Here is a 16,226-nt window from a genome sequence, read left to right on the forward strand (position 1 = left end):
AAGACCTCCTTGTTGTTATTCATTTCACTATGATATGATATCGAATGTAATAAATAAAATGAATCTTTTTTATAAGGAGTATAAGTGATTAGTTATGACTATTACACAACTGCAAGTATTAATAAAAACTATTGAGTTAGGTAGTTTTACGAAGGCTGCCAGGGTGTTAAATATGACGCAGCCAGCTGTAAGTCATGCCATTTTAAGTATTGAGTCAGAGTTAGGAGTTACGATTCTTATACGTGATAAACGACAAGGATTACTCGTTACGGATGTAGGAAACAGAATTCTTGTACATATTAGAGAGATTTTGAACGGTGTAGAGAAGATTGAACAAGAAGTTGCGATGGAGAAAGGACACGAAGTGGGGACGATTCGAATTGGGAGTTTTCCGAGTGCTTCTGCACATTTCTTACCGAAAATGATAAACCATTTTAAGGAGAAGTATCCGAGCTTAGAGGTCGTTCTTTGTGAAGGAACAATTAAAGAAGTTGAAGATTGGTTAATATCGAGGGTTGTTGATATAGGAATTGTTATTTTGCCTAATAAAGAGATGGAGATTGTCCCGTTAACGAAGGGAAAAATGGTTGCTATCTTAAGAGAGGATCATCCTCTTTGTAAGAAGGACTCTATTACAATTCGTGATTTGGAGAATGAACCGATCATATTATGTAAGGGCGGATACGAACCACCCATCATTGATATGTTTAAACAAGCCAACGTACCACTTCGGGCTGAGTATGTAATTTCTACCGTTACTACAGCTTTAAATATGATTCAAGAAGGATTAGGCATTGCAATATTAGCTGAATTATCTTTAACGAATTTACCACAGAATGTGCAAACGAGAGAATTGGAACCGCAAGTATGGAGAGAAATTGCTTTAGCTGTTCCTTCATTAAAGGATTCTTCAATCGCTGTACAGCTATTTATTGAAGAATTTCAAGCGCTATTTGCAGAATAAAAAGGGGTGTCTCATATATCATAATGGGGCACTTTTTAATTTGCTTATAAAAAATCTATGAAAAGGATTGACTTATTTTTTAGTTGTAACTATAATGATTACATCGAGGTGGTGATTACGATGAAAATTAGTAGCCGCTTTTCCATAGCTGTTCATATTTTATCTATTTTGAAAAACAATCCATCTTCACTTTGTACTTCAGACTATATGGCTGAGAGTGTCAATACAAATCCAGTAGTCATTCGTAAAATCATGTCGTACTTGAAACAAGCTGGCTTTGTTTACGTAAATCGTGGACCGGGTGGCGCGGGATTACTAAAGGATTTACATGAAATCACATTGTTAGATGTGTATCATGCAGTGAACGTAGTCGAAGAAGACAAGCTATTTCATATTCACGAGCAACCGAATCCAGATTGTCCAATTGGGGCGAATATTCAAGCGGTGTTAGAAATTATTTTAATTCAAGCACAATCCGCGATGGAAGAAGTTTTGAGAAATATTACGATGGGGCAGTTGTTTGAAACTTTGCAAGAAAAAATGAATGCTTAAATAATATTTATATTTTTTTATCATTAATGTAACTGGTTTGATTACAACGATAAGGTAAGGTGTAAAAGTTATGACTGTAAAAATGAAAGTATACTCAGATTTTATATGTCCGTTTTGTTTTTTAGCAAAAGGTCCATTAGATGAGGTAGCGAAAGAGAAAGGTGTAGAGATTGAATGGATGCCATTTGAATTACGTCCAAGTCCATATTCAAAAATAGATCCATGGAATGAACCAGAAAAATTAGGTTCATGGGATGCTTTCATTCTTCCGACAGCGAAGAAGTTTGGAATTGATATGCGCTTGCCACGTGTTTCACCACATCCATATACACATTTAGCTTTCGAAGGATGTCAATTTGCGAAAGAACGTGGACTAGGTAATGAGTATCATCACCGCGTATTCACAGCATTTTTTCAAGAAGAGCAAAACATTGAAGATATTGATGTGTTAACAAAATTAGCGGTAGAAGTAGGACTTCCTGAGGCGGAATTTAAAGATGCTTTAGTAACTCGTAAATATAAAGAAAAGCATCAAGAAGCAATTCAACACGCATATGATGAAGCGAATATTATGGCTGTTCCAACTGTCATGATTGGAGATGAAGTCATTCAAGGGCTTGCTAGTAAAGAAACACTAGAAAGGGTCATTGATAAAGAAATTGAAAAGGATAAAACAAATTCATTTGAAGGTATGCAATGTAATACCGATGGATATTGCTAATTCGCTTGTTATGAAATAACAAAATAAATTATAAAACAAACATTTGGAGGAATTAAAATGTCAGCAACTACAACAAACTTAAAAGAAGCGATCGTGAACCGCCGTTCAATTCGTAAAGTAACAAAAAACGATGCAATTACGAAAGAAAGAATTGAAGAAGTGTTAAAAACAGCTTTACACGCACCAACATCTTTCAATATGCAAAGTGGTCGTATGGTTGTATTAATGGATGGAGAGCATGAAAAGTTTTGGGATATCGTTAAAGAAACACTAAGAGCACGCGTACCAGCAGAAAACTTTGAAGCGACTGTAGAAAGACTAAAAGGCTTCCATGCAGGTGTAGGAACAGTTCTATTCTTTGAAGATCAAGCAACTGTAGAAAAAATGCAAGAAAATGCCCCATTATACAAAGATCAGTTTCCATTCTGGTCTCATCAAGGAAATGCGATGTTACAACATACTGTGTGGATGCTATTATCTGCTGAAGGAATTGGGGCGTCATTACAACATTACAACCCAATCGTAGATGCTGAAGTGAAAGAAACTTGGAACATTCCGGCAGAGTGGAGCTTAGTAGGTCAAATGCCATTTGGTGAACCAAACGAACAACCAGCAGAAAGAACGTTCTTGCCTACTGAAGATGTAGTGAAATTTTATTAAGAAATACAATATGTAACGAGAAGGAAGCTGTGCTTAAAAACAGCTTCCTTTTTTGTAGTGGTGTTAATTTATGCGCATTTAGGGAAGAAATATAAGAAATAATACGGTGAGAAGGGAATTAGAAAAATGAATGATGAGAAAAAATATACAGTGGTAGGTACTGATGTTGAGGAAGTAAAGCGTTTAAATAAAAATTCAGGATTAACGTATAATCAAGTGAAAGAAATGTTAGCAAAGCAAATGCAAAAAAAGAAGTAATTAGATTGAAATCTTTCATTTTTTCATTTAGCATTTTGATTGGAGAGAGTTAAGTAAAAGGTAACTCTCTTTTTTGTATAGCTAAGCATCTTATAGAGTGGAGGAAGCAACATGAAGAAATGGGTAAAGGTAACGCTGTCTATCACTGGAGGCATTGTCTTATTAGCGTGTGCCGGCGGATATTACGTGTATAAAAATTATTTTCCAAAGGAACCTGAGCGTATTGTATATGATAAAGAAAGAGTGCTACAACCGATACATAATCAGCTTAAAGGAATCAATATAGAAAATGTAAAGATAAAAGAAAGAGAAGTCGTAAATGCGACTGTAGATGAGCTTCAAAAAATGATTGATGATGGAAAGTTGTCATATGAAGAATTAACGAGTATTTATCTCTTTAGAATACAAGAACATGATCAAAATGGAATAACATTAAATTCTGTTACAGAGATAAATCCTAATGCGATGGAAGAAGCAAGAAAGTTAGATCAAGAGCGGGGTAGAAACAAAAATTCGAATTTATATGGTATTCCTGTCGTTGTAAAAGATAATGTACAGACGGAAAAAGTGATGCCGACTAGTGCAGGAACTTATGTATTAAAAGATTGGATTGCAGATCAAGACGCAACAATTGTGAAGCAGTTGAAAGAAGAAGGAGCATTTGTTTTAGGAAAAGCGAATATGTCTGAGTGGGCGAACTATTTATCTTTTACAATGCCAAGCGGGTATAGCGGGAAGAAAGGACAAAATTTAAACCCGTACGGTCCGATTACATTCGATACTTCAGGATCAAGTTCAGGATCTGCTACAGTAGTTGCAGCAGATTTTGCGCCGCTTGCAATTGGAACAGAAACGACGGGATCGATTATTGCACCAGCGGCGCAGCAATCAGTAGTTGGGTTACGTCCATCTTTAGGTATGGTAAGTAGAACAGGAATTATTCCATTAGCTGAAACTCTTGATACAGCAGGACCTATGGCAAGAACAGTAAAAGATGTAGCAACGTTATTTAATGCAATGATAGGTTATGACGAAAAAGATGTTATGACAGAAAAAATGAAAGATAAAGAAAGAATTGATTATACAAAGGATTTATCAATAGATGGATTAAAAGGGAAAAAGATAGGGCTTCTTTTTTCTGTAGACCAACAAGATGAAAATAGAAAAGTAGTAGTAGAAAAAATTAGAAAAGACCTTCAAGATGCAGGTGCGATATTAACTGATAATATCCAGTTAAGTGCTGAGGGTGTAGATAATTTGCAAACATTAGAATATGAGTTCAAGCATAATGTAAACGACTATCTTTCACAGCAAAAGAATGTACCGGTAAAATCGTTAGAAGAGATTATAGCGTTTAATAAAAAGGATAGTAAAAGACGAATAAAATACGGACAAACATTAATTGAAGGGTCTGAAAAATCTGCTATAACGAAAGAAGAGTTTGAAAACGTAGTGCAAACGAGTCAAGAAAATGCAAGAAAAGAGCTAGATAGGTATTTAGTAGAAAAAGGTTTGGATGCTCTAGTTATGATTAATAACGATGAAGTCCTTCTATCAGCTGTAGCTGGTTATCCGGAATTAGCGGTTCCTGCTGGATATGATAAAAATGGAGAACCAATCGGTGTAGTGTTTGTAGGGAAACAGTTTGGTGAAAAAGAGCTTTTCAATATTGGATATGCGTATGAACAGCAGTCTAAAAATAGAAAATCACCTAGTTTATAAAAGATTATATGAAAAATAACTGCCACCGAAATTATGTTGGTGGATTCCAGTTAAACGAATCTAACAATATGAAAAGAAAAAAAGGATTCTTCTCAATTAGTAAGAAAGATTGTCTATAGGAGTTCATAAAATGTAATATATTCAATTTCCATCCATTGAAGGGGGGGGGGGTTAATTCTTAATGAATGAAGTAAAGAGTTTTTTTCGAAGTAGAGGGTTTCAACGGTTTCTCGTTTTAATAATAGTAGCGCTTGTATTATACGCATTAAAAAGTATGATTAATTTAATATTAATTACGTTTATACTGACGTTTTTAATGGATCGATTTCAACGTTTTATTTCAAGAAAATTGAAAGTAAACCGGAAAATTGTTATTGCATGTTTATATATAATACTAGTTTCCTTTATAGGCACAACATTATATAAATATTTACCTGTGCTGACGATACAAATTTCACAATTAATTTATCAATTTAAACTGTTTTTTCAAAATCCACCTGATAATGAAATCGTTAAATATGCACTTTCGACAATTAATGGGATGGAAGTATCAAAATATATAGAACAAGGTGTAGACGTCATATATCAATCAATAGCAAATATAGGAAAGGTAAGTTTACAAATATTATTATCTCTAATTTTAAGCTTATTTTTCTTATTAGAAAAAGAGCGTATTATTACATTTACATCAAAGTTTAAAGATAGTAAGTTAAAAATCTTTTATGGAGAAATTGCATATTTTGGTGAAAGATTTGCAAGATCGTTCGGCAAAGTAATTGAGGCTCAGTTTTTAATTGCCGTTGTAAATTGTATTCTTACTGTCATTGCATTAATCGTTTTAGGATTTCCACAGCTACTTGTATTAGCTGTTATGATTTTCTTACTAGGGTTGATTCCTGTTGCAGGTGTGATTATTTCTTTGTTTCCACTTTGTATCATTGCTTACAACGTAGGCGGAGTTATGTACGTAGTATACATACTCGTATTCATAACAGTAATCCATGCTCTTGAAAGTTATTTTTTAAATCCGAAGTTTATGTCTGCAAAAACAAATTTACCAATATTCTACACATTTATGATTCTTATCTTCTCAGAGCATTTCCTTGGAATATGGGGGCTTATTATCGGGATACCAATCTTTATCTTTTTATTAGATGTACTTGATATAAATAATGAGGATGCGACTAAAAAATAAGAAATGATAGAAAATCACTAAAAAGTCATAGGAGATAATTAAAATAAAAAGCAATCCAAAATAAATTGGATTGCTTTTTATCTTAATTAAAGAACCGGAGCCATTGTTTCTTTCAATACTTGAACAGAGTGGTCGAATTTTAATTCTTCATCTTCACTTAATTCAACCTCTAAAATTTCACGAACACCGCCGCGATTTAAAACAGCAGGTACCCCGATATAAACATCTTTTTGACCGTATTGACCTTCTAAGTAAGCTGATACAGTTAATACACTATTTTCGTCGTTTAAAATTGCTTTTGTAACACGTAGAAGTGACATACCGATACCATAATAAGTTGCGCCTTTACGCTCAATAATATGGTAAGCTGCATCACGGACGTTTATGAAAATTTTGTCTAAATCTTCTTGATTATACGTGTTGTCTTTTTCAAGCAGTGTTTGTAGTTTTTGGATACCAACGGAAACATGGCTCCAAACTGGAAGTTCAGTATCGCCGTGTTCTCCGATAATATAAGCGTGAATGTTGTGTGGACCAATATCGAAGTACTCACCTAACATATAGCGGAAACGAGCAGAATCAAGCGTTGTACCAGAACCGATTACACGTTCTTTCGGTAAACCAGATTCTTTCCAAGTTACGTAAGTTAAAATATCTACAGGGTTTGTTGCGATTAAGAAGATGCCATCAAATCCGCTATCCATAATACTGCGAACGATTTGTTTGAAGATTTTAGCGTTTTTCTCAACTAAATCTAAACGTGTTTCGCCTGGTTTTTGTGGTAATCCAGCTGTAATAACTACAAGGTCAGCATCTTTACAATCTTCGTAGCTGCCTTTCCATACTCTAGTTGGAGCTGGTGCGAATGGGACAGCATGACTTAAGTCCATTGCTTCCCCTTCAGCTTTTGCCTCATTTACATCGACTAAAACAAATTCTTCAGCTACAGCCTGGTTAATCATGCAGTAAGCATAACTACATCCAACTGCTCCTGTTCCTACTAATACAACACGGTTAATACCTTTTTTCATTTCAAAATTCCTCGCAATTTCATTGATTTTATTATGTAAGATAATACGTCTTACTTCTATAGAGTCATATCTAGTTTATTACATTTTATAAAAGATATTCAAGTATTTGAAAATGTATCCGTGCAAATCCGCGAACAAAACATAGGAATTCAGTGAACCGAATATAATTCAGTAAAATCCTTTGTAAAAGGGGAAATGGCATGGGGAATCCATTAGCAATGGAAGAAATGCTTCATATTATTCATGCAGGGCTTGTTAAAAAGAATAACCCAAAACGGATTACGATTGCAGGTGCAGGGATTTCTGGATTAGTTGCAGGTTCTTTATTAAAAGAGGCTGGGCACGAAGTAACGATTATAGAAGCAAATAACAGAATAGGTGGCAGAGTGTATACGATTCGGGAACCATTTAGTGTGGGTTTATATTTTAATGCGGGACCGATGAGAATCCCTGACACCCATAAGTTAACCTTAGCGTATATTCATAAATTTAAACTACCTTTAAACCTTTTTATAAATAAAACTTTTGCAGATATCATTTATACGAATAACATTCAAACGAGATTGAATGTGTTTGAAAATGATCCAAGTGTACTTGAATATCCAGTTTTGGATAAAGAAAGAGGAAAAACGGCAGAAGAGCTAATGATTGAAGTATTAGAACCAATACTAAATTACATTAAGAAGGATCCTGATAAAAACTGGCTTATCGTTGAAAAAAAGTATAAAACGTATTCGCTTGGTTCATTTTTAATGGAGTATTATTCAGATGGTGCGATAGATATGATTGGGGTACTTCTTGATATGGAAGCTTATATGGGAATGTCCTTAATTGAAGTATTACGTGAAATGATTTTCTTTACTTCAACAACGAAATATTATGAAATAACTGGTGGAATGGATAAGTTATCGAATGCATTCTTACCACAATTAAGGGAACATATTTTAATGCCGTATAAGGTTGATAAAATTATACAAGAAGATAATAAAGTAATGTTACAAGGAAATCATGAACAAACGTTAGAGCAATTTACAATAACAAGTGATTTTGCTATTATTACAATTCCATTTTCAGCGTTAAGATTTGTAGAAGTTCAGCCATACTATTTATTCTCTTATTTTAAAAAAAGAGCAATTCGTGAATTAAATTATATTGCTGCAACTAAAATTGCAATAGAGTTTAAAAGTAGATTTTGGGAGAAAGCGGGACAGTGTGGCGGTAAATCTATTACTGATTTACCGATACGGTTTACATACTATCCGAGTTATGGCATTCATACTCCAGGACCAGCTATCGTTATAGCAAGTTATACGTGGGCAGATGAGGCGTTAACATGGGATAGTCTCCCGCAAAGAGATCGTATTCGGTACGCATTAAAAAATTTAGCGGAAATATACGGTGACATCGTCTATAGTGAGTTTGTCACTGGAACATCTTTTAGCTGGAGTAAAAATCCGTATTCTTGCGGTGCATTTACAGCTTTCGAACCAGGCCAAGAGCTCGAGTTATTTCCGTATATTACACCACCATCTGGAAAAGTACATTTTGCAGGAGAGCATACGACATTAACACATGGATGGATGCAAGGGGCAATTGAGTCTGGAGTTAGAGTTGCATATGAAGTAAATGAACAGTGAATCTCTTATATTTACAAATGGTCATTCTTTTAATAAAATGATAAATATAAATCGTAATTATTACGCTTTGAATACATTTGAAGTAAAGAAATGGATGGTCGGTTGAATGAATAAAGTGGAGATTCATATATTAGGTGGTTTTTTGGGTAGTGGAAAATCAACATTATTACAAAATTTATTGTTAGCAGAGAAAAAGAAGAATAGAAAAGTTGCAGTATTAATGAATGAAATTGGTGAATACTCAGTAGATACAGATATTATTGGAAAAGAGAATGTTTTAAGAGAACTTCTTAAAGGATGTATTTGTTGTACGTTAAAAGAAGAGCTTGAAATACAATTACATTCGTTATACCAACAAGAAAGACCAGATGTAATTTATATAGAAACGACAGGTGTTGCGCATCCAATTGAAGTGTTAGACGCGTGTGTCTCGCCAATTTTAGCTCCTTTTCTGGAAGTGAAATCAATTGTAGTCGTTTTAGATGCAGTAAGGTGGTTAAATCGAAGTATATTAAGTGCAAATGTACAACAGCTATTGCATGAGCAACTGAAATTTGGTAGTCACATTCTTGTTAATAAAGCAGATTTACTAACAGATGAAGATAAGAATACAGTATTTGAAGAAGTAAAGGCAATAAATGATCATGCGAAAATGTATGAGACAAAGTATTGTAATATATCTTTAAAAGATATAGAAGAAGCAGAATTTCCAAATGATGAGGAACACGAGACACTACATGTCAAACAGCATTTACATATACAAACAATGACATATCAATTTACGAAACCGATTGATCAAGACAAATTATATGAATGGCTTTCGAATTTACCAGATAGTATTTATCGAGTGAAAGGTTTTGTGAAATTCCATGGAGATAAATACCCTCACCTATTCCAATATTCGTTCGGAGTACCAACTTTATTAGAACAAGACTTCGGTTTCCCGACAAACTTAGTAGTAATAGGAGAAGGACTAGATAAGAAACAATTGGCTGAAGGGTTAGAGAAAGTAGAACTTAACTCTAATTAAGGGGAAAAGACTAACTTAAAAATAAGTTAGTCTTTTTGTATGGTCATTACTGAAATGAAACAGTATTTTCAATTGGATTGCAGAATATATATTGATTGTATGTCCGTTTCCATTACATAGGAAGGTGATTATATATTTGTGCCGAATGTAGAGGGTACTACAAGAGTTTTCCATTATCTATCGAATTAGTTAGTCATGATTACGGACAGGGGATTTTGGCGTGTTTGATTCTATCAGAAAGTAAAGTATGGGGAGGATCACAATGTCGATGAAAAAACGTAAGTGGCTAAAAACAATGTTTACTGGTTGTGTTTTAGGTTCGTTATTAATAACGGCAGCTTGTTCAGGAAAGAAAACAAGTACAGAGGATGAAAAAACGATTAAGGTAGGAGTCCTTGCTTCTTTAACAGGACCGCTAGAATCGTATGGAAAACAAACAGTGAACGGATTTGAATTAGGGTTAGATTATGCAACTGGTGGAACTGGGAAAGTAGATGGGAAAAAGATTAAGTTTGTTGTAGAAGATACAGAAACGAAAGCGGATGTAGCAGTTAAAAAAGCTACGAAGTTATTAGAAGAAGAGAAAGTTGATTTTTTAGTTGGATCGTCTAGTTCAAGTGATACGTTAGCGGTTTTACCACTGGCTGAAGAATATGAAAAGATTATGGTTGTAGAACCGGCAGTTGCGGATAGTATTACCGGGAAGAACTGGAATAAATATATTTTTAGAACTGGAAGAAGTTCCTCACAAGATGCGATTGCAGGAGCAGCAGCAATTGCGAAAAAAGATGTAAAGATTGCAACATTTGCCCCAGATAACGCTTTTGGTCGTGAAGGGATTGCTGCATTTAAAGCGGGTGCGAAAAAATTAGGTGCGAACATTGTGAATGAGCAATACGCGGATACAAATTCAACAGATTTTACAGCGAATATTCAAAATATCATTAGTTCAAAACCAGATTATTTATTTATCGTTTGGGCAGGGGCAAATTCACCTTGGAAACAGTTGAAAGATATGAATGTGGAAGCGCAAGGTATTAAAATTTCTACAGGTGCACCAGATATACCAGCATTAAAAACAATGGATGCATTAGTAGGTATGCAAGGTTTTTCTGTATATTATCACACACTTCCAAAAAATAAAGTGAATGATTGGCTAGTTGAAGAGCATAAAAAACGTTTTAATGGTGCAGTGCCAGATTTGTTTACAGCAGGAGGAATGTCAGCAGCAATTTCTATTGTAGAAGCCTTAAAGAAAACAAAAGGTGATACAGATGTAGATACCTTGATTAAGAAAATGGAAGGAATGGAATTTGATACACCGAAAGGAAAGATGAAGTTTAGAGAGAAGGACCACCAAGCGATGCAGACACTGTATTCTATCACATTGAAAAAGCAAGACGGTGTTGATTATCCGGTGCCAGTGTTAGAGCGAGAATTAACGATGAAAGAAACAGAACCACCAGTTCAAAATAAATAGACTGAATTTTCTGTTGTTTTTGTATAAAGAGGGGGGACCCTCTTTATACATATTTCTTTCATACTCACGGCTTTAAAGGGAGGGATTTCGTGACACATTTGCTAGAGACGAAAAATCTTAGTGTATCTTTTGGTGAACATCAAGTTATTAAAGATGTAAATTTAACTGTCCAAAAAGGAAAGCTCATTTCTATTATTGGGCCAAATGGTGCGGGGAAGACAACGTTATTTAATTTACTAAGTGGACAGATTTCACCCACAACAGGTGAAGTGTATTTTAAAGGGCAAGATATTACAAAACTATCGATTTCAGATCGAACACGCTTAGGAATCGGTCGCTCTTTTCAGCTTACAAACATATTCCCAGAATTAACGGTACTTGAAAATGTCCGTTTAAGTGTTCAATCATTCGTACAAGATTACTATAGTTTTTTCCCGAGTTCAGCAAAATTAAAGCAACAAGTTGGAGAGGCGAGACGTTTCTTAAAAACAGTATTACTTCATGAAAAAGAGAACGTATTAGCGAAAGATTTGGCACATGGAGAGAAAAGGAAGCTAGAACTTGCGATGTTATTAGCTTTAAAAACGGATGTGTTATTACTTGATGAGCCGACGGCAGGTATTTCGGTTGAGGAAGTCCCTGCTATATTACAAGTGATTGAAAATATTAAGAAACATCCAGAGAGCACAATTGTACTTATCGAACACAAAATGGATATGATACTAGGTTTGTCAGATCATCTTATCGTTTTATTTCATGGAGAGTTATTGGCTGAAGGATTGCCAGAAGAAATTATGAAAGATGAGCGTGTACAAAGTGCTTATTTAGGGGGATTATATAGTGGCACTATTACAAGTGAATAATATAGAAACGTATTTAGATCAGTTTCATATTTTGCAAGGAGTATCTCTTACTGTTGAGAAAGGGACGATTACTGTACTGTTTGGTAGAAACGGGGCAGGGAAAACAACGACATTACGTTCAGTGATGGGGTTTCACCGCATTGCAGATGGTGAAATTTATTATGATAGTGCAAAAGTAAGTGGATTACCTACACATTTAATTTCAAGGAAAGGAATAGGATATGTACCAGAAAATCAAGGTATTTTTCATGATTTGACAGTAGAAGAAACTTTCGCTCTTGCTAGGGGGAAAGGTGAAGAAGTAGAAGGGAAAATAGAGTGGATGCTAGAACTATTTCCGGATTTAAAGCAGTTTTGGAATAAGAAAAGTGGGCTCTTGAGCGGAGGGCAAAAGCAAATGTTGGCTATTTCAAGAGCGTTTATTAATAGTGATGGATTATTACTTATTGATGAACCGAGCAAAGGGCTATCCCCGATAATGGTGGAGAAATTAATGGTAGCTATTTTGAAGATGAAAGAGAAAACAACAGTTTTACTTGTTGAGCAAAATTTTATGATGGCTAGTCAAATTGGCGATTATTTTTACATTATGGATAACGGACGAATTGTTCATAACGGTTTTATGAATGAATTAAAAAAGGATAAGGAAATGTGTCATAAATATTTAGGAATCTCTTAACATGAATCCGAGGTGAAAAGGATGGATGTGTTAATCAATTTATTTGTAAATGGGATTTCAACAGGGATGCTCATTTTTTTGTTAGCATCAGGTCTTTCACTTATTTTCGGTTTAATGAGCGTTTTAAACTTTGCACACGGTGGTTTATTTGCATGGGGAGCATTTACAGGTGTTTGGTTATTTAATGTGACAGGAAGTTATATATTAGCTTTAGTTGGAGCAGTAGCCATGGGAATGTTCCTAGGATTTATTTTAGAAAGGTTTCTTATTAGGCCGGTATATGGAAATCATGTTCGACAGCTGCTCGTTACGCTTGGAGGAATGCTCGTTCTTAGTGAGTGTATTAAAATATTTTGGGGGCCAAACCCTATTAGTGCAAAATTACCGTTATGGTTACAAGGAAGTTTTACATTCGGAGGTATTATATTAATTAAATATCGTCTATTTGTTATTTTGATTGGGATAATTATTTACATTGCACTACTACTATTACTCAAAAAGACGAAGATAGGTCTTATGATCCGTGCAGGTGTAATGGATAAAGAAATGGTTCAAGCGCTTGGTATTAATGTAAAAGCGATATTTTCTTTCGTCTTTTTATTAGGGGCAGGGATGGCAGCTTTGGGAGGATTCTTATTAGCACCGTATTCGGGCGTTATTTTCGCCGAGATGGGCATGCAGTATGCAATTTTAGCTTTTATAGTAGTAATTATCGGTGGATTAGGAAGCGTTCAAGGTTCAGCTATTGCTTCTTTAATTGTCGGGTTAGCTGGTGCTTTTACAGCGTATTTTATACCAGATTTATCACTTGCAATTAATATGTTAATGTTACTATTTTTCTTAATAGTGAAGCCAACTGGACTTGTTGGTGAAAAGGGGTGAAATGGTGAACAACACATCGGACCGAATTAAAGTATACTTCGGAGTATGTATGCTCATTTGTTTAAGTGTATTTCCGTTCGTAAATGATTCACGGAGCCTGTTAATTTTGTTCACTCAAATCTTCATCTTTGCTATTTTTGCAATGAGTTTTGATGTATTACTTGGGTATACAGGAATTGTATCGTTCGGTCATTGTATGTTCTTTGGGATAGGAGCATATGGGGTAGCGCTTTTATTTGATCGACAAGGCGTATCAATAACGAACTTTTTAATTGGAATAGTAGCTGCAATTATCATTTCAGCAATCGTTAGTTATATAATTGGTTTACTTTCTTTACGATTGAAAAGTCATTTTTATGCAATGTTAACACTTGCTATTTCACAGTTGTTTTTCGTACTTGCTGAAAAATGGCGTGGGCTTACTCACGGAGGAGATGGTTTTACATTTGGGGTACCAGAAATATTCCGTGATCGTTTTACTTTTTATTATGTATCACTTGTATGTTTATGCTTCATTTTTATTCTATTACGTCTTTTTACAAAGTCTTCTATTGGGAAAGTATTAAAGGCAATTTCACAAAATGAACAACGTGTTGAAGCACTTGGATATAAAGTGCTTCATTATAAAATTATTGCTAGCATTGTTGCAGGAGTAGTAGCTGCGATTAGCGGTGGTTTATTTGTTATCACATTGCGTTTTGTTAATACGACTGTATTTTCAATTGAAATGACATTAAATGCATTATTGATGACGATGATTGGTGGGGTTGGAACGTTAATTGGAGCAATTGCAGGAGCTGGAATTATTGAATCTCTAAAATATTATTTATCAGAACTAGCTACAGAGTATCCGATCTTTGAACGATGGACGATTATTCTTGGTTTATTGTACATTATCGTATTGCTAGTTTTCCCGAAAGGATTAGTTGGCACGGTTAAGGGACTGAAGAATATGAAGCGGAATAAGAAGGAGAAAAGTGCAGAAGTGGAGCAAAATGTGTGAAAAATCAATTGTATAGAATATGAAAATCCCTCTTTTAGATTCATAAAGGAGGGATTTTTTATTAACCGAATAGTTCATCAGGGATTTGTTTGAAAGAGTTTTGATTTGTAAAAAAATGAACAGCTAATTTTTCAACTGGAACATCTTCAATTGGTACCAATTTATCATTTTTAATCGGCAAAAAGGCTATCCCTTTTCCGTCCTGAATAAACTCTTCCATAAGCGAATAAGAATCTAATTGTTGAAGTTGACGCTGAGATAAATTATTTTCTTTTAGAAATTGTATCGTCTTATTTCTAAAAGGGCACTTTTTGTCATTGCTAACGAAGAAGAGTTCCTTTGAATAGTCAATGATACATTTTTCTTGATCTTTTAGTAAGCCTATAGAAATTGAAGTAGTAAATACTTTTTTAAAACCTGCACCAGAATCATCCTCATAAGTGATGACCATATCAACTTTTTGTTGCTGCAGTAATTTTGGCAAATGACTACTATTTTCTACATATATTTGATAATTCATGAAATTTTCTTTAATACGCTTACTTAAATAATTAGTCAAAATCGATTGTGACGTCGCGATTATATAAGAAGACCCACTTGTTTTAATTTTATCTTTCGCTTCTTCTAATAGAGTTAATATTTGATTCGTGTAATCTAATAAAATGTCACCAGAAGGTAATAAGGAAACGCCTTTGTTATCTCTATGTAGTAAGGGTGTTTCTAATTCTTGTTCTAATTTTTTGATTCTTTCAGTTACGTTCGGTTGAACATAACCTAACTCTTTAGCAGCTTTACTAATAGAACCCTCACTGGCTACAGTTTTGAATATAATAAGATCATTTATTTCCATATATCTCAGCCCCTTATGCACTATCATTATAAATGATACCAAACATAATTTATACCTATTTTACGTTAGCTACTTATCGATTTATCATAATGTATATAAGATTGAAAGCGAGTGATAAACATGATTGGAATGCAATATAAGGTCATTTTGCCAAAGGATTATGACATGGAAATTATTAAGAAAAGGGTAAAGGATAATGGTTATAAAACTGATGGTTTCCAAGCACTAAATTTTAAAGCTTATTTAATTACGGAAACGGAGAAAGACGGGAATTTTTATAACTCCTATGCACCTTTATATATTTGGAATGGGCATGAAGGGATGAATAAATTTATCTTTGAAGGGTATTACGATAATATTTTACAATCGTTTGGTTGGCAACAAATACATATAGGTGTTCCATTAGTTGTTAATCTAAGTGATGATTTTAAGAAATGTAAGTATGTTGTTGAATACGTGGGGAGTATTTCTCAAAAGAATTCATTGATTGAAACTCAATTTAACTTTTTTAATAAGAATGTCCAGAATACAGAAAATTGTAAAGGGAATGTAATAGTGTATAACCCAGATAAGTGGGGATATAGTCAGTTTGAATTTTATGAAGTAAAGCCTGAAATTGAAGAGATAGAGGATATTACATTATATGAGGTTTTACACATTTCACAGTAGATGCGGAATTGAAATAGAAATAAATTATTT

17 protein-coding genes are annotated in these 16,226 nt (G+C 34.3%); 15 read left to right on the plus strand and 2 right to left on the minus strand.

Features of this window, described 5'->3' with window-relative positions; all coding sequences use genetic code 11:
* The first annotated feature begins 94 nt into the window (after positions 1–94).
* The 7 genes from MHH55_RS03600 (at position 95) to MHH55_RS03630 (ending at position 6,072) form a co-directional block, all read left to right on the plus strand.
* A complete protein-coding gene (locus MHH55_RS03600; RefSeq protein WP_078186977.1) occupies positions 95–964 on the plus strand; it encodes a LysR family transcriptional regulator in 870 nt (289 codons plus the stop codon).
* Positions 965–1,084: 120 nt separating this feature from the next.
* A complete protein-coding gene (locus MHH55_RS03605) occupies positions 1,085–1,516 on the plus strand; it encodes an Rrf2 family transcriptional regulator (protein WP_000704073.1) in 432 nt (143 codons plus the stop codon).
* A 70-nt stretch (positions 1,517–1,586) separates the two neighbouring features.
* Positions 1,587–2,237, plus strand: coding sequence for a DsbA family oxidoreductase (locus MHH55_RS03610; protein ID WP_017656790.1), 651 nt, complete (start codon positions 1,587–1,589; stop codon positions 2,235–2,237).
* Positions 2,238–2,294: 57 nt separating this feature from the next.
* The gene (locus MHH55_RS03615) at positions 2,295–2,897 is read left to right on the plus strand and encodes a nitroreductase family protein (protein WP_001277021.1); all 603 of its coding nucleotides are present in this window, start codon (positions 2,295–2,297) and stop codon (positions 2,895–2,897) included.
* A 126-nt stretch (positions 2,898–3,023) separates the two neighbouring features.
* On the plus strand, positions 3,024–3,155 hold the full coding sequence (locus tag MHH55_RS03620; protein ID WP_000997344.1) for a hypothetical protein: 132 nt from the start codon (positions 3,024–3,026) through the stop codon (positions 3,153–3,155).
* Between the two features lie 111 nt (positions 3,156–3,266).
* Entirely contained in the window at positions 3,267–4,877 is a 1,611-nt protein-coding gene (locus MHH55_RS03625; protein WP_078186976.1) for an amidase family protein, read from the plus strand.
* Between the two features lie 181 nt (positions 4,878–5,058).
* Positions 5,059–6,072: an AI-2E family transporter gene (locus MHH55_RS03630; RefSeq protein ID WP_048518828.1), complete on the plus strand. Its 1,014-nt coding sequence runs from the start codon at positions 5,059–5,061 to the stop codon at positions 6,070–6,072.
* Between the two features lie 86 nt (positions 6,073–6,158).
* On the opposite strand, the gene MHH55_RS03635 is transcribed toward MHH55_RS03630, so the two are convergent.
* A complete protein-coding gene (locus tag MHH55_RS03635) occupies positions 6,159–7,103 on the minus strand; it encodes an L-lactate dehydrogenase (protein ID WP_000715321.1) in 945 nt (314 codons plus the stop codon).
* Positions 7,104–7,303: 200 nt separating this feature from the next.
* On the opposite strand from MHH55_RS03635, the gene MHH55_RS03640 reads away from it, so the two are divergent.
* From MHH55_RS03640 to MHH55_RS03670, 7 genes are all read left to right on the plus strand, one after another.
* A complete protein-coding gene (locus MHH55_RS03640) occupies positions 7,304–8,740 on the plus strand; it encodes a flavin monoamine oxidase family protein (RefSeq protein WP_000528002.1) in 1,437 nt (478 codons plus the stop codon).
* A 106-nt stretch (positions 8,741–8,846) separates the two neighbouring features.
* The gene (locus MHH55_RS03645; protein WP_001044939.1) at positions 8,847–9,770 is read left to right on the plus strand and encodes a CobW family GTP-binding protein; all 924 of its coding nucleotides are present in this window, start codon (positions 8,847–8,849) and stop codon (positions 9,768–9,770) included.
* Between the two features lie 262 nt (positions 9,771–10,032).
* Complete coding sequence (locus MHH55_RS03650) at positions 10,033–11,250, plus strand: substrate-binding domain-containing protein (protein WP_000061996.1); 1,218 nt, start codon at positions 10,033–10,035, stop codon at positions 11,248–11,250.
* Between the two features lie 89 nt (positions 11,251–11,339).
* Complete coding sequence (locus tag MHH55_RS03655) at positions 11,340–12,113, plus strand: ABC transporter ATP-binding protein (protein ID WP_000149338.1); 774 nt, start codon at positions 11,340–11,342, stop codon at positions 12,111–12,113.
* A complete protein-coding gene (locus MHH55_RS03660) occupies positions 12,091–12,792 on the plus strand; it encodes an ABC transporter ATP-binding protein (RefSeq protein WP_001196709.1) in 702 nt (233 codons plus the stop codon). Before MHH55_RS03655 ends, MHH55_RS03660 begins: the two co-directional genes overlap by 23 nt.
* 21 nt (positions 12,793–12,813) lie before the next feature.
* On the plus strand, positions 12,814–13,674 hold the full coding sequence (locus MHH55_RS03665) for a branched-chain amino acid ABC transporter permease (protein WP_000382805.1): 861 nt from the start codon (positions 12,814–12,816) through the stop codon (positions 13,672–13,674).
* Positions 13,675–13,723: 49 nt separating this feature from the next.
* Positions 13,724–14,677, plus strand: coding sequence for a branched-chain amino acid ABC transporter permease (locus MHH55_RS03670; protein ID WP_048568923.1), 954 nt, complete (start codon positions 13,724–13,726; stop codon positions 14,675–14,677).
* 61 nt (positions 14,678–14,738) lie between these two features.
* Here the strand turns inward: MHH55_RS03670 and MHH55_RS03675 are convergent, their stop codons facing one another.
* Complete coding sequence (locus tag MHH55_RS03675) at positions 14,739–15,527, minus strand: LysR family transcriptional regulator (protein WP_000405005.1); 789 nt, start codon at positions 15,525–15,527, stop codon at positions 14,739–14,741.
* 120 nt (positions 15,528–15,647) lie between these two features.
* Here MHH55_RS03675 and MHH55_RS03680 point away from each other — a divergent pair, with 120 nt between their 5' ends.
* Positions 15,648–16,196 carry a DUF4865 family protein gene (locus MHH55_RS03680; RefSeq protein ID WP_078186974.1) on the plus strand — a complete coding sequence of 183 codons (549 nt, stop codon included), beginning with the start codon at positions 15,648–15,650 and terminating at the stop codon, positions 16,194–16,196.
* Positions 16,197–16,226: the final 30 nt, after the last annotated feature.

The organism is Bacillus sp. FSL K6-2944, from assembly GCF_038005385.1.
Classification (GTDB): domain Bacteria; phylum Bacillota; class Bacilli; order Bacillales; family Bacillaceae_G; genus Bacillus_A; species Bacillus_A cereus.

Excerpts from the sequence above, each read along its gene's own strand:
- MHH55_RS03600 (WP_078186977.1), top strand. The coding sequence starts at position 95 with ATGACTATTACACAACTGCAAGTATTAATAAAAACTATTGAGTTAGGT.
- MHH55_RS03605 (WP_000704073.1), top strand. The coding sequence starts at position 1,085 with ATGAAAATTAGTAGCCGCTTTTCCATAGCTGTTCATATTTTATCTATT.
- MHH55_RS03610 (WP_017656790.1), top strand. The coding sequence starts at position 1,587 with ATGACTGTAAAAATGAAAGTATACTCAGATTTTATATGTCCGTTTTGT.
- MHH55_RS03615 (WP_001277021.1), top strand. The coding sequence starts at position 2,295 with ATGTCAGCAACTACAACAAACTTAAAAGAAGCGATCGTGAACCGCCGT.
- MHH55_RS03620 (WP_000997344.1), top strand. The coding sequence starts at position 3,024 with ATGAATGATGAGAAAAAATATACAGTGGTAGGTACTGATGTTGAGGAA.
- MHH55_RS03625 (WP_078186976.1), top strand. The coding sequence starts at position 3,267 with ATGAAGAAATGGGTAAAGGTAACGCTGTCTATCACTGGAGGCATTGTC.
- MHH55_RS03630 (WP_048518828.1), top strand. The coding sequence starts at position 5,059 with ATGAATGAAGTAAAGAGTTTTTTTCGAAGTAGAGGGTTTCAACGGTTT.
- MHH55_RS03635 (WP_000715321.1), bottom strand. The coding sequence starts at position 7,103 with ATGAAAAAAGGTATTAACCGTGTTGTATTAGTAGGAACAGGAGCAGTT.
- MHH55_RS03640 (WP_000528002.1), top strand. The coding sequence starts at position 7,304 with ATGGGGAATCCATTAGCAATGGAAGAAATGCTTCATATTATTCATGCA.
- MHH55_RS03645 (WP_001044939.1), top strand. The coding sequence starts at position 8,847 with ATGAATAAAGTGGAGATTCATATATTAGGTGGTTTTTTGGGTAGTGGA.
- MHH55_RS03650 (WP_000061996.1), top strand. The coding sequence starts at position 10,033 with ATGTCGATGAAAAAACGTAAGTGGCTAAAAACAATGTTTACTGGTTGT.
- MHH55_RS03665 (WP_000382805.1), top strand. The coding sequence starts at position 12,814 with ATGGATGTGTTAATCAATTTATTTGTAAATGGGATTTCAACAGGGATG.
- MHH55_RS03670 (WP_048568923.1), top strand. The coding sequence starts at position 13,724 with ATGCTCATTTGTTTAAGTGTATTTCCGTTCGTAAATGATTCACGGAGC.
- MHH55_RS03675 (WP_000405005.1), bottom strand. The coding sequence starts at position 15,527 with ATGGAAATAAATGATCTTATTATATTCAAAACTGTAGCCAGTGAGGGT.
- MHH55_RS03680 (WP_078186974.1), top strand. The coding sequence starts at position 15,648 with ATGATTGGAATGCAATATAAGGTCATTTTGCCAAAGGATTATGACATG.